At 67.3% G+C, this 22,007-nt stretch carries 18 protein-coding genes; 13 read left to right on the top strand and 5 right to left on the bottom strand.

What is annotated here, in order from left to right; all coding sequences use genetic code 11:
• Nucleotides 1–4 precede the first annotated feature (4 nt).
• A complete protein-coding gene (locus ACIP5Y_RS41555; protein WP_400358649.1) occupies nucleotides 5–3,868 on the top strand; it encodes a hypothetical protein in 3,864 nt (1,287 codons plus the stop codon).
• 74 nt (nucleotides 3,869–3,942) lie between these two features.
• The gene (locus ACIP5Y_RS41550; protein ID WP_400358993.1) at nucleotides 3,943–7,218 is read left to right on the top strand and encodes an arabinosyltransferase domain-containing protein; all 3,276 of its coding nucleotides are present in this window, start codon (nucleotides 3,943–3,945) and stop codon (nucleotides 7,216–7,218) included.
• A gap of 110 nt (nucleotides 7,219–7,328) precedes the next feature.
• Here the strand turns inward: ACIP5Y_RS41550 and ACIP5Y_RS41545 are convergent, their stop codons facing one another.
• Nucleotides 7,329–8,033: a hypothetical protein gene (locus ACIP5Y_RS41545; protein WP_400358647.1), complete on the bottom strand. Its 705-nt coding sequence runs from the start codon at nucleotides 8,031–8,033 to the stop codon at nucleotides 7,329–7,331.
• Nucleotides 8,021–8,920, bottom strand: a complete 900-nt coding sequence (locus tag ACIP5Y_RS41540) for a hypothetical protein (RefSeq protein WP_400358645.1) — start codon at nucleotides 8,918–8,920, stop codon at nucleotides 8,021–8,023. Before ACIP5Y_RS41540 ends, ACIP5Y_RS41545 begins: the two co-directional genes overlap by 13 nt.
• Nucleotides 8,921–9,178: 258 nt before the next feature.
• Between ACIP5Y_RS41540 and lspA the strand changes: the two genes are divergently transcribed.
• Genes lspA through ACIP5Y_RS41525 form a run of 3 tightly spaced genes read left to right on the top strand, consistent with a single transcriptional unit; the run spans nucleotide 9,179 to nucleotide 11,610 of the window.
• Complete coding sequence (gene lspA / locus ACIP5Y_RS41535; RefSeq protein WP_400358991.1) at nucleotides 9,179–9,922, top strand: signal peptidase II; 744 nt, start codon at nucleotides 9,179–9,181, stop codon at nucleotides 9,920–9,922.
• A complete protein-coding gene (locus ACIP5Y_RS41530; protein ID WP_397014186.1) occupies nucleotides 9,919–10,845 on the top strand; it encodes an RluA family pseudouridine synthase in 927 nt (308 codons plus the stop codon). The genes lspA and ACIP5Y_RS41530 overlap by 4 nt, the downstream gene beginning before the upstream one ends.
• Nucleotides 10,846–10,875: 30 nt before the next feature.
• Nucleotides 10,876–11,610: a hypothetical protein gene (locus ACIP5Y_RS41525; RefSeq protein WP_400358643.1), complete on the top strand. Its 735-nt coding sequence runs from the start codon at nucleotides 10,876–10,878 to the stop codon at nucleotides 11,608–11,610.
• On the opposite strand, the gene ACIP5Y_RS41520 is transcribed toward ACIP5Y_RS41525, so the two are convergent.
• Nucleotides 11,565–12,173, bottom strand: a complete 609-nt coding sequence (locus tag ACIP5Y_RS41520) for a winged helix-turn-helix transcriptional regulator (RefSeq protein ID WP_400358641.1) — start codon at nucleotides 12,171–12,173, stop codon at nucleotides 11,565–11,567. The genes ACIP5Y_RS41525 and ACIP5Y_RS41520 overlap by 46 nt on opposite strands.
• A 94-nt stretch (nucleotides 12,174–12,267) precedes the next feature.
• Here ACIP5Y_RS41520 and ACIP5Y_RS41515 point away from each other — a divergent pair, with 94 nt between their 5' ends.
• On the top strand, nucleotides 12,268–13,479 hold the full coding sequence (locus tag ACIP5Y_RS41515; RefSeq protein WP_400358639.1) for a pyridoxal phosphate-dependent aminotransferase: 1,212 nt from the start codon (nucleotides 12,268–12,270) through the stop codon (nucleotides 13,477–13,479).
• A gap of 11 nt (nucleotides 13,480–13,490) precedes the next feature.
• On the opposite strand, the gene ACIP5Y_RS41510 is transcribed toward ACIP5Y_RS41515, so the two are convergent.
• Nucleotides 13,491–14,135 carry a TetR/AcrR family transcriptional regulator gene (locus ACIP5Y_RS41510; protein WP_400358637.1) on the bottom strand — a complete coding sequence of 215 codons (645 nt, stop codon included), beginning with the start codon at nucleotides 14,133–14,135 and terminating at the stop codon, nucleotides 13,491–13,493.
• Between the two features lie 72 nt (nucleotides 14,136–14,207).
• On the opposite strand from ACIP5Y_RS41510, the gene ACIP5Y_RS41505 reads away from it, so the two are divergent.
• From ACIP5Y_RS41505 to ACIP5Y_RS41475, 7 genes are all read left to right on the top strand, one after another.
• Nucleotides 14,208–14,855 carry a hypothetical protein gene (locus ACIP5Y_RS41505; RefSeq protein ID WP_400358635.1) on the top strand — a complete coding sequence of 216 codons (648 nt, stop codon included), beginning with the start codon at nucleotides 14,208–14,210 and terminating at the stop codon, nucleotides 14,853–14,855.
• A gap of 72 nt (nucleotides 14,856–14,927) precedes the next feature.
• Nucleotides 14,928–16,595, top strand: a complete 1,668-nt coding sequence (locus ACIP5Y_RS41500) for a DUF222 domain-containing protein (protein WP_400358633.1) — start codon at nucleotides 14,928–14,930, stop codon at nucleotides 16,593–16,595.
• 293 nt (nucleotides 16,596–16,888) lie between these two features.
• Nucleotides 16,889–17,326 (top strand): MerR family transcriptional regulator, encoded by a 438-nt coding sequence (locus tag ACIP5Y_RS41495; protein ID WP_400358631.1) that lies wholly within the window; start codon nucleotides 16,889–16,891, stop codon nucleotides 17,324–17,326.
• 73 nt (nucleotides 17,327–17,399) lie between these two features.
• Nucleotides 17,400–18,866, top strand: coding sequence for a hypothetical protein (locus ACIP5Y_RS41490; RefSeq protein ID WP_400358629.1), 1,467 nt, complete (start codon nucleotides 17,400–17,402; stop codon nucleotides 18,864–18,866).
• Between the two features lie 302 nt (nucleotides 18,867–19,168).
• Nucleotides 19,169–19,891, top strand: coding sequence for an aquaporin (locus ACIP5Y_RS41485; protein WP_400358627.1), 723 nt, complete (start codon nucleotides 19,169–19,171; stop codon nucleotides 19,889–19,891).
• A 55-nt stretch (nucleotides 19,892–19,946) separates the two neighbouring features.
• A complete protein-coding gene (locus ACIP5Y_RS41480; RefSeq protein ID WP_400358625.1) occupies nucleotides 19,947–20,573 on the top strand; it encodes a DedA family protein in 627 nt (208 codons plus the stop codon).
• Complete coding sequence (locus ACIP5Y_RS41475; protein ID WP_400358623.1) at nucleotides 20,563–21,135, top strand: DUF1990 family protein; 573 nt, start codon at nucleotides 20,563–20,565, stop codon at nucleotides 21,133–21,135. The genes ACIP5Y_RS41480 and ACIP5Y_RS41475 overlap by 11 nt, the downstream gene beginning before the upstream one ends.
• Here ACIP5Y_RS41475 and ACIP5Y_RS41470 read toward each other — a convergent pair whose 3' ends face one another.
• Entirely contained in the window at nucleotides 21,136–21,936 is an 801-nt protein-coding gene (locus tag ACIP5Y_RS41470; protein ID WP_400358622.1) for an acyl-ACP thioesterase domain-containing protein, read from the bottom strand.
• Nucleotides 21,937–22,007: the final 71 nt, after the last annotated feature.

Below are 22,007 nucleotides of genomic sequence, written 5' to 3'. Positions count from 1 at the left end.
GACGTTGGGTTTCGATCTGCCCGAGGTGCTGGGCTGGGTCGCCGGTTCGGATTGGCCCGAGGGCGATGAAGACCGCATGTGGGCCATTGCCGGCGACTGGCGCACGGCCGCACAGGAATTGCGCGACCTGCTGCCCGACCTCGCCACCGCCAAGAACGCCACCATCGCCGCCTACCCCTGGGGTGACGGTATCGAGGCCATGATCACGGCGCTCGACAAGCTCGATCACGGCCCCCAGTCGATCGAGGAGTTCGCGACCATCTTGGAGAAGGTCGCCGACGGCGCCGACTCGCTCGGTACCGAGATCGAGTACACCAAGGTCCTCATCATCAGCTCCCTGGCGATGCTTGCCGTGGAAATGGCTGCGGCCTGGATCTTTCCGCCCACCGCGCCCGCCGAGGAGGCGGCCGCCGTCGCCGCCACCCGCATCGCCATCCGTGAACTGGCGGGCCGCGCCCTGAGCGCGATCGCACGCGAAGTCCTGAAAATGGCTCTCGCCGCCACCGCCAAGTTCCTCGCCAAACATGTTCTGATCAGTACGGCCCTCGGCGCGGGCCAGGATCTGGCGATCCAGGAGGGGCAAGTACTCGCCGGCCATCGCAAATCCATCGACTGGAACCGGGTCGGCACCACCGCCTACACGGCCGCCGCGGCAGGCGCAGTCGGCGGCCCCGTCGGCGACCTCTTCGGCAAGGCCGCCGCCAAACTCCCGTTCACCGCAACCCCTTTCGCCAGCGCGGTCACCGGCGCCGCGGTAGGCACCGGCTCCGGCGTGGCCGGCGCCCTCGCCTCCTGGGGTGTAGGCGGCATAGCCAACGGCTGGACCTGGGACCCCCGCCTCCTGACCAGCGCCACCTCCTACGGCGTCCTCACCGGCGGCATCAAAGGCTTCCGCCACCCCGCCGCGGCAACCCCGGCCACCGCCGCATCCACCTACGAAGCCCCCACCGGCGCCCGCACCGGAACCCCCACCACCGGCGACGGCAGTACCCCCCACTCCTCCGATCCCACAGCCCCCCAACCGACTTCCGCCACCCTGCACCCTCAATCCGCCCCTTCCTCAGCGGACCCTTCCGCTACCCCCTCCACCTCAACCCAGCCCACCCGAGTCGAAACCCCGCCGTCCCCGACATCGCTCATTCCCACCGAATCAACCCCGACGGTCCGCCTCTCCGAACCTCGCGCCGCCGCCCCCGAACCCACCAGCGCGAGCTCGGCTCCGACAGTCCGAGACCCCAACGCCCCCAACGCGACTCCAGCCCCCTCAGCAAAACAGCAACCACCTTCCGAGCCCGCCGCAAAACCGCAGCCCGGCCCAGAGCCCAGCACCAAACCACAGGCTGCCCCAGCGCCACAGTCGAAGCCGCAAGGAGCCCCTGAAGCAGGCCCCAAACCCGCCGCCGCCCCACCCCCGGAACCATCCACCCGGCCCGTGCCCGCGAGTACGCCTGGGTCCGAACCGAAGTCCCCCGCGAGTACGCCTGGGCCCGAACTGAAGTCTCCCGCGAGTACGCTTGGGTCCGAACCGAAGTCCCCCGCGAGTTCGCCTGAGCCTGAACCGAAGTCACCCGCGAATACGCCTGAGCCCGAACCGGAATCGTCCGCGCACGCGTCCGGGGCTGAATTGAAGTCCCGCGGCAACACGGTGCCCAACGCCGAAACTCGCCCGGAGGCCGCAGCGCAACCGAACCCCCAGCCTCACCGGCCACCCGAACCGTCGGCCGAGACAGGCGATGGTCGAGGTGTGCACGACGGCTCGGCTGAGGTTCCACCTCGCGGCGCGCCCGAACCCGCGAAGTCCGCAGCAGAGCATGGGTCGCCAGTTGAACCCGAGTCATCGGCGCAGCCGGCACGAGGTCCCGAGAGCGCGGCGGTCCCGAGGGAATCAGCCCAGGCTCTCGATGCGATGCGCGGGCACCTGCGCGAGCTCGGCGTGGATCCGGAGGGGATGACCGCGGCGCAGATGCAGCGCGCGGGCGCAGATGCCGTCATGCGCCGGACCGCCGAGCTGTCAAGCCAAATCGAGCAGTTGAACAATACGCACCAGGGCAATCCCGCCGAGTACTTCGATGCCCGCAACCGCATCAACGAGCAGATGAGCGAGGTGCGGAATCTACGCAAGCAGCTCGGCGCCGACCTCGACCGCTACCGCGATGCCCTGGCCGCAGAAGCCGCCGTCCCAGCGCCCCCACCCCCGCCCTCCAATCCGCAGCCCGAGCGGCCCGCCACGAAACACGAAGCGCCCGAACGAACCCCGAACCACCCCACCGAACCGACCCCGAAGCTCGAGAGCGAGAAGCCTTCAGGCCCAGCGAAATCGCAGGATCTCGAGGCTTCCACGGACAGCGAACCCACTATCCGGTTGGGGTCTTCCCCGGACAGTGAACCGACGCTCCGGCTCGGGCGTGCTCCGGAGGATGAGCCGACGGTCCAGCTCGGGCGTGCTCCAGAGGACGAGTCCACGGTCGAGCTCGGGCGCTCCCCGGACAGCGAGCCCACGGTCCCAGCCGAGCGTTCCCCGGACAGTGAATCCACGGTTCCGGTCGAACGTTCCCCCGATATCGAGCCGACGGTCCGGCACGAGCCTGCTACGAATGATGAGCGGACGATACGGCTGGGCCGTTCTTCGGATGATGAGCCGACGATGCGGCTGGGGCGTTCTTCGGATGATGAGCCGACAATGCGGCTCGGGCGTTCTCCCGATGAGCCGACGATGCGGCTCGGGCATTCGGCCGACCATGAGCCGACGGTCCCGGTCGAGCGTTCCCCGGATAGCGAGTCCACGGTGTGGCTGGGGCGTTCCCCGGATAGTGAGCCCACGGTGTGGCTGGGGCGTTCTCCGGATAGTGAGCCGACCGTGCGTGTCGAACCTGCCGCAGGGGAGGAGCAGCCGCGGGTGGGGGAGGCCGGCGGAGGCGAGGGGCATGCTGCCGGAGGCGAAGGAGCCGCGCGCGTCGAGGGACAGCCCGGTCGCGAGGGTGAGCAGCCCGCACCGGGTGGGCACAAGCCGCATCCGCCGGATACGTCCTCGAAGATCCCTTATACGCCAAGGTATTTCGGCCCTCTGGAGTTCCCGCAATACAGCGCGCCGACGGCACCTGACGACAGTGTGTGGGAGCCGAAGCATCCGCCCACCCACCAGCCGCCGCATGAACCCAGGCACTTGCCGCCGCACGAGCCGAAGCACTTGCCGCCGCATGAGCCAGGGCATTCACCCGGGCATGGGACACACCATCGCCCGAAGCATGAGCCGGGGCGTGAGCCGCACCATCGGCCCCCATACGAACCGCCTCATCGGCCTCCGGATGAACCGGGCCATGAGCGGCTTAATGAATGGACGCCCGAACCCGGGCGTTCGCCCGTGCATGAGTCGCATCATGAGCAGGCGCCTGAACCCGCGTATTCGCCTGTGCGGGAACCATCGTCTGGGGTGAGGTCGCATGCTCTTGTCGGGGATGGGCGTGGGTGGGTTGGTGGGCCTGGGGTTACCGTGCGGTCGTTGGCGGATTTCGGGGAGTTCGCGGAGTTGAATCAGCCGACGGGGATTCTGCGGGCGGCGCCTGCGGTGGCGGACGTCGGCGGTGTGTATGGGGAGCTGCAGGGGGAGCCGGTGGTGTTCTACCGGGATCGAGGGCAGTTGATGTTGCGGGTTGGGGAGCAGGTCGTGCATCTGGATCAGCCGGGCGCAACTGTTGAGTGGGAGTCGGGTGCGGGGCTGTCGCGGTTCACGGTGACTGATGGGTGGGGGCAGGTGCTCGACCTGCGGTATCCGGGTTTGCCGGCGGAGGGGGATATCGGGTTGTTCGTGCGGGATGTGCTGGCGAGTGCGGTGCGGCGGGGGCGGTTGTTCGGGGGTTCGGGGCGGTGAGGGTCACTTGTGTGTGGTGACCGTGAGCGATGGAAACGGGTTGCCCTTTAGGATCTCCGATCGTGACCGACGTGATGGAGAGGGCGGGGCAGAATTCCGCCGGGAGAGCTGGTGCCGAGACCGTGAATCGGTCTCCCGGGGGATGGGAACGACCGCTCGCCCTGATCGCGGGTCTCCTTGCGGTGCTTGCGGCATTGGCGGTTCCGCTGTTGCCGGTGCAGGTGGATGCGACGACGCTGTCCTGGCCGCAAGGTGACTCGAGCAAGAGCATTCAAGCGCCGCTGGTGTCCTATGCGCCTTTGACTTTCGACGTGACCGTTCCGTGTTCGAATGTGGCGCAGCTCACTTCGCATGGTGGCACGCTGGTAGCTACGGCTCCGAACGGCGCGCCCGACCTCGATCGATACGGGTTTGCCGCGCGTGTGACCGCGCCCACGGTCGCCGAGAGTGAGTCCACTCCGGGCAAGCTGGAGGCGGTGCTGCGCAACCAGACGCTGTTCAGCGTCCCGGTGGATCAGCTCCCCGCGGACTGCACGCTGACGGTGCACTCGGACCTGACCTCGACCACCGCGTCCCTCACCGGTTCGGCCCCGGTCACCCTGGCCGGTGACAATCGCCCGCAGCTGGTCGGCGTCTTCAGTGATCTGACCGCCGTGCAGGGCGCGAAGGTGACCGCGCAGGTGGACAGCCGCTTCTCCGCGCATCCGAGCCTGTTGAAGCGCCTGGCCATCTGGACCGCGATCGTCGGCACCTTGATCGCCTTGTTCGCGCTGTTCCGGCTGGATCGCCTGGACGGCCGCCGTGCGCGCCGTTTCCTGCCGCAGCGCTGGTGGACGTTCAAGCCGGTGGATGCCGTGGTGCTGGGCACGCTGGTGCTGTGGCATTTCATCGGCGCGACGACCTCCGATGACGGCTATCAGTTCGGTATGGCCCGCACCTCCATCAAGGCGGGCTACATGGCCAACTACTTCGGCTATTTCGGTGTCCCCGAAAACCCGGTCGGCACACCGTATTACGACATTCTGGGCCGGATGGCGCAGCTCAGCGTGGCGAGCCCGTGGATGCGGCTGCCCGCGCTGCTGGCCGGAATCGTGTGCTGGCTGGTGATCAGCCGCGAGGTGATTCCGCGGCTGGGCGTGCGGATTCGGCGGGATCGGGTCGCGGTGTGGACGGGTGCGCTCGGTTTCCTGGCGATCTGGCTGCCGTACAACAACGGCCTGCGCCCGGAGCCGATCGTGGCCGCGGGCGTCCTGCTGACCTGGGTTTCGGTGGAGCGCGCGATCGCGACCCGTCGTCTGCTGCCTTATGCCATCGCCTGTTTGATCGGTGCGTTCGCGTGCACGGTCGGCCCGTCGGGTCTCATCTGTGTGGCGCCGCTGCTGGCCGGTATCCGCCCGATGTGGCGGCTGCTGGATCGCCGCGCCCGGGAACTGAGCCGCCCGGCCCCCGAGGGCGCGGGATTCCTTACCGTCCTGCGTATCCGGGGCCTGGCGTACCTGACCTTGCTCATGCCGATCGCCGCGGCGGGTGCGGTGGTGCTGTCGATCATGTTCGCGGTGCAGCCGCTGAGTTCCATGTTCGAGATGCAGCGCGTACATCATCTGGTCGGCCCGGATGTGAAGTGGTACGACGAGTACATCCGCTACCAGTACCTGTTCATGCCCACCATCGATGGTTCGCTGGCGCGCCGTTTCGGCATGTTCATGCTGTGGATCGGCTTGGCGGCATGCGCATTGGTGTTGCTGCGCAAGGGTGGTCGCATTCCGTTCACCGCGCCCGGTCCGGTGCGGCGCGTGCTGGGCAGCACGGTCGGCGCGACTCTGCTCATGATGCTGACCCCCACCAAGTGGACGCATCACAATGGCATCTATGCCGGTCTGGCCGGTGTGGTGGCGGTGCTCGCCGCGGCGTCGGTGGGCCCGCGCGTGATGAAGTCCCCGCGTAACCGCGCACTGTTCGCGGCGGTGGTGTGTTTCGCCATGGCGCTGGCGTTCTCCAGCATCAACGGCTACTGGTACGTCTCGAATTACGCGATCCCGTGGAACGACAAGCCGGTGGTGCTGGCGGGTATCGATGCGAGCAAGGTCTTCCTGCTGCTGACGGTGGCAGCCCTGGCGCTGGCCGCGTTCTGGCATGTGCGAGCCCCGGAACCGTCTGCCCCGCACCGTATTTCGCGGCGTGGCTGGAAGCTGGTGACGATTCCGCCGCTGACGGTGGCGGCGGCGTTCATGGTGTTGTTCGAGATCGCCTCGCTGGCGAAGGGCGCGGTCGTCCAGTATCCGGCGTATTCGCTGGCCCGCTCGAATGTGGATGCGGTGCTGGGCATGCAGTGTGGCCTGGCGCGGGATGTGCTGGTGGAGCCGGATCCCAATGCGGGTTTGCTGAAACCGCTTGCGGGCGATGCCTTCACCGCGTTCGGCGCGAGCGCCGTCGGTTTCACGCCGACCGGTGTGGGTGATCTGCGCACCGACGACGAGCTGGATACCGGTGGCGGTGTCGCGAGCGCGATCAGCAACCGCGCCAAGACCGGTGTGGACGGAACCAGCACGGCCCCACTGCCGTTCGGCCTGGATTCGGCCGGCACGCCGGTGCTGGGCAGCTCCGGCAGCACGGAGGCGGTCTCCACCCTGACCACCGGCTGGTACGGCCTGCCGAAGGATCGGGCCGGCATCATCGCGCTGGCGGCGGCGGGCCGGATCCGTTCGGTGAACCACGACGGCGTGGTGACGCCCGGTCAGTCGGTCGAGATCGAGTACGGCGTAGCGGGTTCCGACGGTGCGCCGCAGCCGCTGGGCCGCGTCACGCCGATCGATCTCGGCCCGGCCCCGGCCTGGCGCAACCTGCGGGTGCCGCTGACCGAGATTCCGGCGCAGGCCACGGCCGTCCGGGTGGTGGCGAGTGCGCATGATCGGGATCCGAAGCAGTGGGTGGCGTTGACGCCGCCGCGTATTCCGCAGACTCGCACGCTGCAGGATTTCGTCGGTTCGCAGCGCCCGGTGCTGCTGGATTGGGAAGTGGGCCTGCAGTTCCCGTGCCAGCGCCCCTTCGATCACAAGGACGGCATCGCCGAGGTGCCGGACTACCGCATCCTGCCGGATCGCGGCGGTGCGGGCATGACCACGCTGTGGCAGAGCCATGACGGCGGCGGCGCGCTGGGCTGGAGCAATATGCTGCTGCGCCCGCACACCATGGCCACCTACCTGCAGGACGATTGGCGTAATGACTGGGGCGAGCTGCAGCGCCTGGATCCGATCGACGAGTCGGCGGTGACGGCGCAGCCGGTGGTCACGCCCGAAACCCATTCGGGCCTGTGGACTCCGGGGCCGATCAATGTGGACGGCTGGCGCTAGCTGAAACGAGAAGGGCCGGTGTCGCACCCTCTGCGGGGTGGGACACCGGCCCTTCTTCGATGACTCCGGCTGCGGTCGAGGTGCTGCCGCAGGACTACAGAATTACCGTGTTACGGCCCTGCTGCGCCTTGCAGTTTGCGCACCTGCGCGGTGGTGATCGTGGTGAGTTGTTTCAGGTCCGGCTGTTTGGAGTCGGACCAGGCGATCTGCACGACCGTCGACCCGACCAGCACCACGTTCACGACGGTGTGCAGCGTGAGCCCTTGACTGGTCGTGTTCAGCTGGAACGCCGTGGACGCATTGCCGGCCTGCGGCTGGTCCAATCCGCCCGCACGGAATTCCACATTGGTGCCGTCGGCGTCCTTGCCGGAGTACTTCGCGCATTCCCGTACGAGGGACTGCACCGTCGAGAACGCCTGTGCCGCCATACCGTTCGGGTACGAGGCGGCATCCACGTCCACGCTGGCGAAATCGTTCCCACCGAACTGCGCGGCGGCCTGCCCGGTCGCGCCGGGTACCTGATCGGCGATGGCGGCAAGGACTTTCGCGCACTGCGACGGATTGGTGGTCGAGCCCGCCCCGGAAGTGCTGCCGGGCGGTGGATCGGGCAGCGCGGTGAATCCGCTGGGCAGCGCGGACACGTCGATCAGGTCACCGCGCAGGGTGATCTCGTCGAGTGCCGCCGCGGCCTGCCCGCTCGGCGGGGCCACGGTGGGCTGGAAGGTCGGCAGCGGCGCGGAACCTTTGGAGCCGCAGGCTGTCAGCGTGAGTGCGAGTGCGGCGGCCAGCAGCGCGGGCCGGGTCAGTCCCCCCACGCCACCTCCGTGCGCTGGGTCTGGCGCACCGTGACCGCGGTGTGCGGGTCGCGGTAGGTCTGATTGCCGCCTATGGTGACGGTGCCGGAAACCGGCAGCGGCAGACCGAGATCCACGTTGATGGTGCCGGTGCCGTGCATCAGGTAGTCGACGATCTCGAGTTGCCCGGCCTGGTTGGGCAGCTGCCAGACATTGACTTTCGGGGTCTGCACCACATCCAGCTGGATGGTGCACTGGTTGCCTTCGCGGTGGGTGAGGGTCGCGGTGGTCACCTGCTCCAATGGCACGGTGCCCGAGACCTGCTGGCGCACCGTCCATACCGCGCCCTCGCCGATGGCGGCGTCGGGGAAGGCGATGGACTGGTACACCGCTTGATAGAAGGCCTGTTCCAGCGCGGCGCGCGCGGCGTCGGAGGTGGCGGGTTTGGGCGCCATGCGCAGGGCGGTGATGGCGCCGAGTTCGGTGATGTCGAATCCGGCCCGCGATCCGTCGGCGGGCAGCAGGGCCTTGGCCAGGTTCGGATCGGGGGAGGTGACATTGCCGAGGGTCAATTCGACGCCGTCGGTGCCGGCTTCCGCGCTGAGCGGAATGGTGATCGACGGCGGTGAGACATCGTGCACCGCCTGCTGATCGATCTGCTGCTCGAAGTGGTGCTCGGTGCGCAGCGTGACCTGTTGGGTGGTGCCGGACTCCAGTGCGGGCCGCAGGGCCGACTTGGGTTCGGCGCCGGCTTCCACGACGGTGGTGGTGACCGCCGGGATGGGCATGGTCACCTCTTTGCCGATGCCCGCGGGCTCGGCGCCGTCGACTTCGGTGGTCGTTTCCGATCGGTCGCTGCAGCCGACTCCGAAGGCGGACAGCGTGACCGCCAGTACCAGGAGCAGCACCCCCGATCGGGCAGTGCGTACTCGTGGGCGTCGAGGGGAGCCGGTACAGCGTGCGGTGGCGTTCGCCGAGCTGGGGGATGAAGACAACACCGTCACGTCGAACAGGTTACGGCTCGATCCTGATAATCAGCTGGGATCACGTTCGCGTCACGCCGAACGAAAATCGGCGGCTGACACCGCATCGGCCGGAGCCGTCCCCGGTGTGCTGTCGGGTGCTGTCTCGGGCGAGCGACAGCCGTGCCATGGCAATAGGGAATGATGTCAGGAGTGAGTACCGACCGGCAGCGCGATCCCGGCGCAGAGGAATCAGAGAAGTCGCCCGGCGACAGCGCACCCATCGGCACCCCCGCCGCCGAGGCCGAGCACGATGCGGATGCCGCCGTGACCGGCCGGGCGGGTTCGGAATCGGCGGATGCGAAGTCGCAGGAGACCGACGAGACCGGCGCGTCCGATGAGTCCGATGAGCCCGGCAGCTCGCGCCGTCCGAAGCGGCTGCGGAATCTGCTGGTGGTCGCGGCCGTGATCCTCGGACTCGATCTGCTGACCAAGACCCTGGTGGTCGCGAACATGACGCCCGGCCGGCCGATCTACTTGATCGGCGATTGGGCGCGGCTGATGCTGACCCGCAATCCCGGCGCCGCCTTCTCCATGGCCACCGGCATGACCTGGCTGCTGACCCTGATCGCGGTGGCGGTGGTGGTCGGCGTGATCCGGATCGGCCGCACGCTGCGGTCGCTGCCGTGGGCGTTCGGCCTGGGCATGGTGCTGGGTGGTGCGCTCGGCAATCTCATCGATCGGCTCTTCCGGGCGCCGGGTCCGTTGCAGGGGCATGTGGTGGATTTCGTGGCGATCGGCTGGTGGCCGGTGTTCAATGTCGCGGACTCGTCGATCGTGTGCGGCGCGATTCTGCTGGTGGCGTTGACGGTCTTCGGTTTCGAGCCGGATGGTTCGCGCATGCACCGCTCATCGGCGGACGACAGCACCGAGGAGCAGACCGCATGAGGGAAACTCGGAGCATGCCCGTGCCGGACGGGCTGGACGGCATGCGGGTCGATGCCGGATTGTCACGGCTGCTGGGTCTTTCGCGCACCGCGGTGGCGGCCATGGCCGAGGAGGGCTCGGTACAGCTGGACGGCGTCGCCGCCGGCAAGTCCGATCGCCTGACCGCGGGCGCCTGGCTGGAGGTCGAATTCCCCGAGCCCAAGCGGGAACTCACCGTCGAGGCCACGCCGGTGGACGGCATGAAGATCCTCTACGCCGACGATGACATCGTCGCGGTGGACAAGCCGGTCGGGGTGGCGGCGCATACCGGCGTCGGCTGGACCGGGCCGACCGTGGTCGGCGGGCTGGCGGCCATGGGCTACCGCATCTCCACCTCGGGCGCGCACGAACGCCAGGGCATCGTGCACCGATTGGATGTCGGCACGTCGGGTGTCATGGTGGTGGCGCAGTCCGAGCATGCGTACACGCAGCTCAAGCGGGCGTTCAAGTACCGGACCGTGGACAAGCGGTATCACGCTCTGGTGCAGGGGCATCCGGATCCGAGCAGCGGCACCATCGACGCCCCGATCGGCCGGGCGCGCGGCAACGACTGGAAGTTCGCGGTCATCGCGGACGGCCGCCCGTCGGTCACGCACTACGACACCATCGAGGCGTTCCAGGCGGCGAGCCTGCTCGACATCCACCTGGAAACCGGTCGCACACACCAGATCCGAGTGCACTTCTCGGCCGTCCGCCACCCCTGCTGCGGTGACCTCACCTACGGCGCGGACCCGCGCCTGGCGGAGCGCCTCGGCCTGGAGCGCCAGTGGTTGCACGCCCGGCAGTTGGGTTTCAACCATCCGGCCGACGGCCGCTGGATCGAGATCACCAGCGAATACCCGGCGGATCTGGAACACGCACTGGATGTCCTGCGCGGGGCATAGGCTGCGGACCGTGGATGTGAGCGAGACCGGATGAGCGGCGCAGGTGCCGATGACACGGAGGATTCCAGCGGCGCAAGCGCTTCCGGGGTGGCGAGAGCGCTGGCGCTGGTTCGGCATCCGGCGGTCCGCAATGCCGGATTCGCGGTCGCTGCCGTCCTGGTTGCGGTGCTGATCGTGGTCGCTGGGTGGGCGGTGCCGCCCAACAATGGCGTGATCGCCACCGATCGGCTCGGGCCGGAAGACGGTGTGGCGGTGACGGATTACGTCGCGCACGCGAAGACGACGTTGCAGGGGAACGATAAGGACCAGCGCTGGGCGCTGGTCTCGTTCACCGCTGGCATTACGGCCGAGCAGATTCCGGGGTTCACTTCCGGCGTGCGCGTGTCCGAGGTTGTCTTTCACATCTACATTCCGGGCGTCGCCACCCCGATCGTGACGGTCGATGTGCCCGCCGGTGACGCGGCCGCGGTGGACTCGGAGAAAGCTGCTGCCTACCAGGTGGATTCGCTGACGGCTTATGACGATCGCAGCAGCGCCGTCAAGAAGGTCGTCACCTCTCGCCTGCGGGCCGACTGCGCGTGCGTGGTGGGCCTCGTGGTTCGCACCCCGCTGGATCAGCTGCGAAACCTGGCCGCGCACAGTGGGGTTCGTGCGGTCGAGGCGCTACCGGCGGACGCTTCGACGTTCGCTGTGGCGCCGCTGCTGCCGGAGCAGCAGGATCACGTCGGTCCCGGTACGGACGGGGCTCCGGTGCCCGACAACTGATCTTCCACGGTGAGTTCGCGTGCGCCCGTGGCTATTTCGGTCGCCGTGGCGAGGTCGAAGTGGAGTTCGGTGCCGGCGGCCGTGGCGGGGCCGTCGTGGTGGGTGATGCCGTCGGCGGTGATGACATAGTGCAGTACGGTGTCGCCGATGTGCACGGTCACGATTCCGGCCGGGATCAGGCGGGCGATGGCCCGGCCGAGGGGGAGGGCGAACCAGTGTGCGCGTACCGCGTCGGTGGCGCGGCGTTCGCCGAGTTGCGCTGTGCCCCATAGGGAGAGCGCGTCGAGGACGGGCCGCAGCGCGCGCCCGTCGGGGGTGAGTTCGTAGAGCGCGGTCCCGGCGCGGGGCCCGGTTTTGCGGCGGATGAGAATCCCGTCACGTTCCAGATCCTTGAGGCGGGCGGCGAGCATATCGGTGCTGATGCCCGGGAGATCGGCGAACAGGTCGCTGTATCGGCGTGGACCCGAACACAATTCGCGGACGACCAGCAAACTCCAGCGGTCGCCGACGAGGTCGAGGGCGCGGCTGACGGCGCAGTAGTGGTCGTAGCTTCGGCGTGGCACGCTCTCCACTGTAACCAACAACTTGGAATATCCAAGTGCAAACTTGGAAGTTCCAAGTAGAGTGGTCGGCAACCGTTCCGAGAAGGGGATGTCCATGCAGGTCAAGCAGTCGAGCAAGTTGGCGGGAGTCTCGTACGAGATCCGTGGCCCGGTAGCCGATCACGCCGCGCGCCTGGAGGCCGAGGGCCACCACGTGGTGAAGCTCAATACCGGCAACCCGCTGCCGTTCGGATTCGAGGCGCCCGCGGAGATCCTCCAGGACATCGTCCGCAACCTGCCGGCTTCCAGCGGCTACTCCTCGTCGAAGGGCCTGCTGTCGGCGCGGCGCGCGGTGGTGCAGTACTACCAGACGCTCGGCCTCACCGAGGTCGACGTCGAGGACGTCTTCCTCGGCAACGGCGTCTCGGAACTGATCATGATGGCCATGACCGCCCTGCTGGAGAACGGCGACGAAGTCCTCGTTCCCGCACCGGATTTCCCGCTCTGGACCGCTGCGACCGCCCTCAACGGCGGCCGCCCCGTGCATTACATCTGCGATGAGGAATCCGACTGGTACCCCGATATCGCCGATATCGAATCCAAGATCACCGACCGCACCCGCGCCATCGTCCTCATCAACCCGAACAATCCCACCGGCGCCGTCTACCCGCCCGAGGTCCTGCGCCAGATCCTCGAGGTGGCCCGCCGTCATCACCTCGTCGTCTTCTCCGACGAGATCTACGACAAGATCACCTACGATGGCATCACCCACACCTCCACCGCCTCCCTGGCCCCCGACCTGCTCGTCCTGACCTTCTCGGGCCTGTCGAAGGCGTACCGCTGCGCCGGTTTCCGCTCCGGCTGGCTCGTCGTCACCGGCCCCACCCAGCACGCGGAGAACTATCTGGAGGGCCTCACCATGCTGGCCGGCCTCCGCCTCTGCGCGAATGTCCCGGCCCAGCAAGCGATCCAAGCCGCCTTGGGCGGCCACCAGAGCATCCACGACCTGACGTTGCCGACCGGCCGCCTCGGCGACCAACGCGATCGCGCCTGGGAGGCACTCAACGCCATCCCCGGCATCAGTTGCGTAAAGCCGAAGGGCGCCCTCTACGCCTTCCCCCGAATCGACCTGTCCGTCTACCCGATCCACAACGACGAGCAGTTCGTCCTGGACCTCCTCCTGCAAGAGAAGCTCCACATAGTCCAAGGCACCGGCTTCAACTGGCCCCGCCCCGACCACTTCCGGATTGTCACCCTGCCGCACGCCGACGACCTCGAAGCCATCATCGAACGCATCGGCCGCTTCCTGGCCACCTACCGCCAGTAGCGGAACATTGCCTACCCGGTAGCGACAGGATCGCGCCCGAGCAGCTCACGGGAAAGCGCCCCGGCCCACCAGCTTTCGACGCGCTCGGGCGACCAGCCGCGCTCACCGGTGAGCACGAGGTAGGCGTCGATATTGCAGATCACGGCATAGATATCGAGCGCGGCAGGCAGATCCAGCCCGGGGCGCAACGTCCCCCCGGGCCACGCCGAGAAGACCTGCCGGTGTGCATCATCGGCTCCGTGCCGGGCCTCCTCGTACACCGCCGCCAGCTCCGGTTCGGTGCGCGCCGCCTCGCGCAGCAGCACGATGAGATCGCCTGCCCGCTCGAACAATCGGCGGTCATAGCCCGCCATGGCCCCGAGATGCCGCACCGGATCGGCCGACGCCTCCAATTGCCCGATCATGCGCGGCGGATCGGCGGCCAGATCCGCCGCGTCGACGAGCGCCCGCACCAGTCCCTTCTTGTTCTCGTACGCCGCGTAGACGGTCGGTACGGAGACCCCCGCCGCCCGGGCCGCATCGCGAATGGTGGTCGCCGCCCATCCTTGGGTCACGAACAGTTCCCGTGCGGCCGAGGCGATTTCGGCATGCGTCTGCTTGGCCTGTGCGACGCGGCGTAGCGAGTCGTAAGGCCGTCGCCCGGTCTGTGGCTCCACCCTTGCCCTCTAAGGTTTTCCGATCCTATATTCAATATAGCTGCCGTAAAACCAATTAGGGGAGGGATTCCCATGAGGTCTGGCTTCACCGTCTGCGCGGGTCTGTCCGGCATCGGATTCGTAGTGCTCGCCATCGTCATCAATGCCGTCTATATACGAGGCCGACTACCGATGCCCGTGGCAGGCAACGGCTTCGAAGCGGTCGCCGCCAACTACGCCGAAGTCGGTACCGCCCTACGCCGGCCGTCGGTGGCCGCCCCCGCCGGCTGGCTCTTCCTCACGATCTTCGCCGCCGGACTGCTCGCCGTCTCCTGGCACGGGGGTTCCGGCCCGCAAGCCTGGGCCCTCGTGGGTTTCGCCGGGGTACTCATGCAGAACGTCACCTTCGCCTGCGTCGAAGCGCTACGTTTCGGCCTGGCCACCGCCGCCGCACAGCACCGAGAGTCCATGCCCGCCTTATGGACCCTGAGCAACGTCCTCTTCGGCTTCAACCAACTCTTCCTCGCCACCGCCCTACTGGGCTTCACCGCCACAGGAGTCCTCACCTCACCCTGGCAAACCACCGTCGGCTATCTGAGCGCGGCACTACTCTTCCTCTCCTCGTCTGCTGCCCCCTACAACGCCACCGCCACCTCCCGCCTCGCCTTCCTCGGCGGCATCGGATGGCTCGGCTGGGCCACCTGGATCATCGCCAACAGCATCGCCCTCGTCCGACTCTGACAATTCTGAAAAGCTTTGTATCACACTGGATTTAGGCTGGATTCGAACACTCGTTCGAGATATGATGGTGGTATGGACACCGGGGGGAACCAGTTCACCGCAGACGCCACAGCAGCTTTCGCTGCCGCGGTCGACGCGCTGACCGAGTTGAACCCGACACCGTTCACCGACGACCAGATCACCGAGATCCTGCGCGAAATCGAAACCAGCAAAAGGCGCCTGGTCGCCGTGGAACACCGACTGCTGGCCGAGGTCGACGAACGCCATATCCCCGAACGAGTGGGAGCCAAGAGCACCGCCCAATTCCTTGGCACGGTGCTGCGTCTGTCCCATGCCGAGGCTGCCGCGCGCGTGAATGCCGCGAAGCTGTTGGGTCCGCGTCTGATCGGTGGGGAGGAACTCGAACCCCTGCTGGCCCATACTGCTGCCGCGCAAGCCGCCGGTGAGATCTCGGTCGATCATGCGTGGCGGATCGCGAAGATCCTGAAGCGGCTGCCGATGCATGTGGATGCGATACAAGCCGAAGCGGTCGAACAACAACTCGCCGACTACGCGCGCACCGGCTGGCCCGATGACCTGCCCAAGATCGGTGACCGCATCCTGGCGTTCCTCGATCCCGACGGGATCCTGGTGCAGGACAAGGATCGCCAACGCATGCGCGAACTGATCATCGGCAAACAACGTGTCGACGGCATGTCGGCGATCCGCGGGGAGATCACCCCCGAACTGCGGGCCCTGCTCGATCCGGTGCTGGCGAAACTGGCGCGCCCAGGCATGTGTAACCCCGAGGACGCGCAAAGCCCCTGGACCACCGGTGATTCCGTCGGTGACGGGATCGACCCGGAAGTATTGCAGGGGTGCGTGAAACGCGACCTGCGCAGTGCCGGGCAGCGTAATCATGATGCGGTGTTGGCGTTGCTGCGCCCGGAAATGGGCCCGGCCCACCTGGGCCAGCATCGGGGGATGCCGGTCAGCACCGTGGTGACCATGACCGTCGCCGAACTCGAGACCGCGGCCGGGGTCGCTGTGACGGCGTCGGGTGGGCGGGTGTCGATCGAGGAGGCGTTGAAGCTGGCGCAGAAGTCGATTCCGTGGCTGGCGGTACTCAACCACACAGGTATGCCCTTGTATCTGGGTAAGGGCAAACGAATGACGGGCAAGGTGCCTCGTATGGCGAACTCGGCGCAACGGATAGCGCTGATCGCCGCCGAGCGCGGCTGCACCCGTCCGGGTTGTGATGCCCCCGCCACCATGTGCCAGGTGCACCACGTCACCGAGTGGGCCAAGGGTGGCCCGACCGATATCGACAACCTCACCCTGGCCTGCGACGCCTGCCACGCCCGAGTCCACGACGGGCCCGGTGGCTGGAAAACAGTGAAACTGGACCAAGATTCGAAGTATGCGGGTCGCACCGGCTGGATCGCACCCGCCCACATCGACCCGAGTGGGATCGCGCAGGTCAACCACCGCCACCACGAGAAGGAAGCGTTGGCGGAGTCGGCGGCGCGGATTCGGGCACGCACCGAGCGGGAATCTCGCCGCCATCGTGAATGGCTGGCGCGCCGGACGTGTTCGGGTGGGGCGCAAAGCGATGGGCCGGATGCCGGGACATCGACTGGATCGGCCACCGTGCCAGCGGCCGGACCGCAAGCCGGACCGCAAGCCGGACCGCAAGCCGGACCGCAAGCCGGGCGGCAAGGCGGGCCGGAGGGTGGGCTAGGGGCCGGGCTAGAGGTCTAGAGAGTGTGAAAGAGGCGCGACCAGTACACCAGCGTGGGGGAATGAGACATATCCCCGCACTGGTGTACCGGTCGTGCCTGTTTCGGTTTCCTTCGGGTTCCGGGGTTTTCGTGCCTTCGGTTTTCGGGTTTGTGTCTCGAGAAGGTGATGCGTGCAGCCCGTGGGCTGGGATAGCGAGTTACGGCTCCCTAACTCGGCGTCAGCCCCGGTCCGGCAGGGCAGACGACGCAACCACACCTCCGGCTCTTAATCTTTTATCTTTTGTCTTTGAACCCGCCGGTAGCATCCAGACCATGCTCGAAGTTGCAGAAAACTCCTCTTCCGACGTCGATCGGAACGGTATGAGCATCGCCGAGGCGGCTCGGCGCAGCGGGGTCAGCGTGCATACGCTCCGGTACTACGAGCGAGCCGGCCTGGTGGTGACGGACATCGATCGGACCGACACCGGTCGGCGCCGATACCAGCAGCTGGATCTGGACTGGATTCGGGTTTGCACTCGGCTGCGAGCTACCGGGATGTCTATCAAGGACATTCGCCGGTATGCGGAGCTGGTGGCGGCCGGCCGGGGAAACGAGAAGGAGCGGCTGGCGCTGCTGGAAGAGCATCGAGCCGGGGTGATCGCGAAGATCGCGGCGTTGGAGGACAACCTCGGACTCATAGATCACAAGATCGATGTCTATCGGGAGCGGCTGGCAGCGGGAGACGCCGGTCACCTCTGGGCGCCCGCCTGACACTCGCACGAGTGTGGAACGGCTAATGTTCATCGGGTTGCTGTTGGTATGCCGGTCTGTGGAATGAGGTGTGATGCACTGGGACCAGATGACCGCCACGCCCGATGACCTGCGGACGCGGACCACGCGGCTGCGCTGCGGTGTCAGTCAGCTCGGGATACTGGAGTCGATCCTGGAAGTGGCCGACGGGCCGTGGCTGGGCGCCATGGATGCCGATGGCCGCGGCACCGCCGAACTGCGGATGCATCTCGCGGGCCAGTATCGGCTCACCGCGGTGGTGAGCAGTGCCGGGAAGCTCAATCACGTGCACATGACCGCGCCCCGGCGGCGCGGCGGCGAGCGCATCCTGTCCTCGAAGGCGGCCCTCCGGCGCGGTTTCGACGAGAACCATAAGCTGCCCAAGCAGAACGCCTGGCTCGATTACGTCCTGGACTGGGTCAGCTCGGCCAGCCAGGCCGTCGGTCGCCCCGCCGTCATCCAATGGCGACTGGTCGGCGCCGACCGTTCCCTCAGTGCCATGGACGACACCATCGAAAGCCTCCGCGCCAGCCTCCGCGAACGCGAGCAACTCCGCGAGGACCTGGCCGGCGAAATAGCCGACCTCCGAGCCGAACTCGTAGCCCTCACCACCGGCGCGGACGCTACCCGGCCCACCGGCCGATCAGCCGAGCACGAAGACACCGCCGACCACTTCGCCGGCGCCCTCGGAGCCCTGCACGACATCTGGCACACCGCAGACGACTCACCCGCCCCCGAAAACCTCATTGCAGCCGAAGAACCTGCCGCGCTGGGAGATCCGGCGACGGCGGTCGATGAATTCGCCGAGTTCAAGCCTGCAGCCGCTGTCGAGAAGTCCACCGTGGTCGAAAGTGCGGCCGCCGCTGAGCAGCCGACCGGGTCCGTGGCCACCACCGAGGTCGAGGTGGCGGCCGTTGCCGGGGAATCCGTGATGGTCGACGATCCGGCTGCTGCCACCCAGCAATCGGTGGTGGTCGAAGGGCTGATCGACGCGGACGAGCCTCCCGCAGTTGAGGACTCGACTGTCGTAGACGAGTCGGCCGCGGCAGATCCGGCCGCGGCAGACGATCCGATCGCAGCAGCAGATCCGATCGCAGCAGACGATCCGATCGCAGCAGACGATCCGATCGCAGCACGCGATGTGATCGCGGCGGCAGATCCGGCCGCGGCAGACGATGTGATCGCGACAAACAATCTGATCGCGGTAGATGATTTGCCCGCCGCCGTTGAGCAGGCCGCCGCTGTTGAGCAGCCTTTCGAGGTTGGGCGGCCCGTCGAAGTTGATCAGCCTGTCGCGGTTGATCAGCCTGTCGCGGTTGAGCAGCCTGCGGGGGTCGAGGGGCTCGTTGCGGTGGAGAGGTCCAGCTCTGCTGATCTCGCGCCTTCGGTTGTTGCCGAGTTCGTGGCACAGTCCGCTTATGGATCGGAGTTTCCGGCTGCCTATGGGGTGGAGACTCCGGCCGCTGGTGAGCCTCGGATCGCTACCGCCGAGACCGGGAACCATTCTGCTGCTTCGGCTTAGCGTGGGCACGGCGCCGAAGTGGTAGGGGCGGCGGCTGTTTCGGCGGTCGAGGGTTCGGGTGGGATCGAGTCGAGGGGTTGGGTCGATGGTTCGGGCGGCAGTGGGGTGTCGGTGAGTTTGGGCTGATGCTGTGGGGGAGCGGGAGGTTGGGGTGAGGGCCTCGGAGTAGGGTGCGGGGGGCTGGCGGTACTTCGGTTCCGGGCCTTGAGCTGGGGATTGATATCTCATATATGTTCGAGCGAGGTGTCGAGCGAGGGGTGGGGGTCTGGCACTGTTGGTGGGTGTCTGATCAGGAGCTTGCGATGTTCGGGTTCGCTGGGGTGCAGACGCCGGTGGAACGTGGGGGTGGGCTGCCGCTGGGGCGGCGGGTGCTGGCCGAATTTCTCGGGACTGCGCTGCTGGTGACCGTGGTGGTGGGGTCGGGGATTGCGGCGCAACAGCTTTCGCCCGCCGATGTCGGGTTGCAGTTCTTCGAGAATACGACCGCTACCGTGTTCGGGCTGGCGGTGATCATTCTGGTGTTCGGGCCGATCTCGGGCGCGCATTTGAATCCGGTTGTGTCGGTGGCCGATTGGTTCGAGGGGCGGCGGCGCGGCAGCGGGCCGAGCGGGTTCGAGCTGACCGGATACGTCAGTGGTCAGGTGCTGGGTGGCGTGGCGGGGGCGATGCTGGCCAACAGCATGTTCGATCAGGCGCCCTGGCAGATCTCGACTCGGGACCGCGTCACCGGCGGGCATCTGATCGGCGAGATGGTCGCCACGGCAGGGCTGATCGCGGTGGTCTCCGGGCTGGCCGGGCGTAATCGATCGCTGGTCGCGGCGACGGTTGCCGCGTATATCGGCTCGGCCTGCTGGTTCACCAGTTCGGGTTCCTTCGCGAACCCGGCCGCCACGGTCGGCCGCATGTTCTCCGATTCGTTTGCCGGTATCGCTCCGCTTTCCGGGCTGGGCTTCATTGCCGCTCAGCTGCTGGGGGCTGCGCTCGGTGCGGCCGTCATGACCTTGCTCCGGCCGGACCGCCGCTGATCGTCTTCGGGTGTGTCTGCCGAGGTCGTGCCGTGGCGGCGGTTAGCGTCGGGAAATGGACTCGCTGGTACAGCGAATACTGAGCTTTCCTGCGATCTGGACGTACGTCGTCGTGGGCCTGCTCGTCATCGGCGAGGAGGCCATGGTCCTGGGCCTGCTGGTGCCCGGCGATACCGCCGCGATCCTGGCGGGCGTGGCCGCGAGTCGAGGCCACCTCGGCATTGTCACGACACTGATCCTGGTGGTGGCCTCGGCCATTGTCGGTGCGAGCGTCGGCTATTGGACGGGCCGCTGGTACGGCTCCCGCATCCTGCGCTGGAAGATCTTCGAGCGCTACAGCAAGCAGTTCGATCAAGCGGGTGATTTCCTGCAGCGCCGGGGTGGCTGGGCGGTGCTGTTCGGCCGTTTCAGTACCTTCTTCCGCACCATGCTGCCGCAGTTGGTCGGCATGTCGCCGATGTCGTACGGCCGCTTCCTGATCGCCAGTTCGGCGGGTGCGATCATCTGGGGTTCGGCGCTGGTGCTGGCCGGATACCTGGTGGGCCAATCCTTCACCGCCATAGCCAAACGCATAGATACCGATGCGATAATCGTCATTCCGATCATCGCCGCTCTCGGTCTCGTCTATTGGAAGGTGCGGCAGCACCGCCGCGCCGCGGAAAGCGCACTCGATGACGACTGATCTCACCTACGCACCGGCCGGTGTGACCTATCCCGGCGACGCGAGCTGGCCGGTGCTGCCCGGATTCCTCCGCTTCGAGCAGACGGTGATCATCGGCCACGGCGACGAGTTCTGGAACCGCACGGCCGAGGAGGTCCTGCGCTGGGGTGTGAAGCGCCGTAGCGGATTCCGTGTCGCGCTGTGTGGCGGCGCCGAGGTCTCCCCGCGCAATGGCGCCCAGTTGCGAGTCCGTCCCGGCGCGGACTATCGCATCACCGCCAGCTGGGGCCCGTTCGCCGTGCACGAGCCCGCGCGGGTGGTCGCCGTCGTCGAGGCCGTCGACCGCTGCGGCTTCGCCTACGGCACCCTACCCGGTCACCCGGTGTCGGGTGAGGAAGCGTTCATCGTGCACCGCGATGACGAAGGAACGGTCTTCCTGACCCTGCGCTCGCTCACCCGGCCGGCGCCGAAAGGGCCGTGGCGCTGGTTGTTCCGGCTCCTGCTGGTCGCGCAGCGGTTCTATCGCCGCCGCTACCTGACGGTCATGGTGGATCGAGCCGGCAGCCCCGGCAGTCCCGCTTGACTACTCCGCCGCCGCGCCGCGCAGCTGTGCGATGGCCCGCACTTCACCCTCGACCGCGAACCACAGCGTGAGGGCATCCGCGGTACGGCTGGTATGGAGGTCGAGCGATTCGCCGTAGCGGATCGGCTTGTTGTACTCGAGTACGAACCGATGCGGACCGCGAGTGAGATCGCCTGCCTCGGAGGAGAATTCATGCACCGCATGCCAGTACGACGTGTTGGTGACGTGCTGGAAATGGTCGACATCGGTGCGCCGCAAGGGGAATCGAGTCCCCTGCGCCTCGGGCAGCGGCGCGGTGAGCCACTGCTGCCAGCGCAGCCGTCGCTCGTCGGTGGTGGTCGACAGCAGATCGAAGAACTTGTCGTCCACGCGGGACGGGCTCATCGTCTCCTTGTTCATGTGGATCCAGAAGCCTTCGGTCTCCACCAGCCCGCCGCCGTCCGAGTCGATGCGGACGCGCATATTGCACCAGCGCGGCGAAATGCCCGAACACCAGCGGCGTAGTCGTAGTTGCGCCGGCCAGGCGATGGGCCGCACCACATCGATCACGGTGCGCCGCGCGATCCAGTGCGGATGCGATTCCAGCGCCTCGCAGTGCACGAGGTGGTCCACGCCCGCGTCCTGGATCTGCCGTGCGATGCCGTCGATGCGCAGATTCTGGTTCTCGTCCATGTCCACGGTGCCGAGCCGGTGGGTGACATCGAAGATGTGGCCGCTGCCGGGTACCGGCGCCAGTGCCCGAGCCAGGGGATCGGGTGTGTTCGTGACCGATCCGGGTGGATCCACCAGCTGATTCATCATCGGGCAAGCCTCCGGATCTTCCATGCTACGGACGAGAACGGGGATGCGCGCAAACCGTTCCCGAGCGTAGT

This window comes from Nocardia sp. NPDC088792 (assembly GCF_044750615.1).
In the GTDB taxonomy this organism is placed as follows: Bacteria; Actinomycetota; Actinomycetes; order Mycobacteriales; family Mycobacteriaceae; genus Nocardia.
The sequence above is the reverse complement of the archived record's forward strand: the minus strand, read 5'-3'. Positions and strand labels throughout refer to the sequence as shown.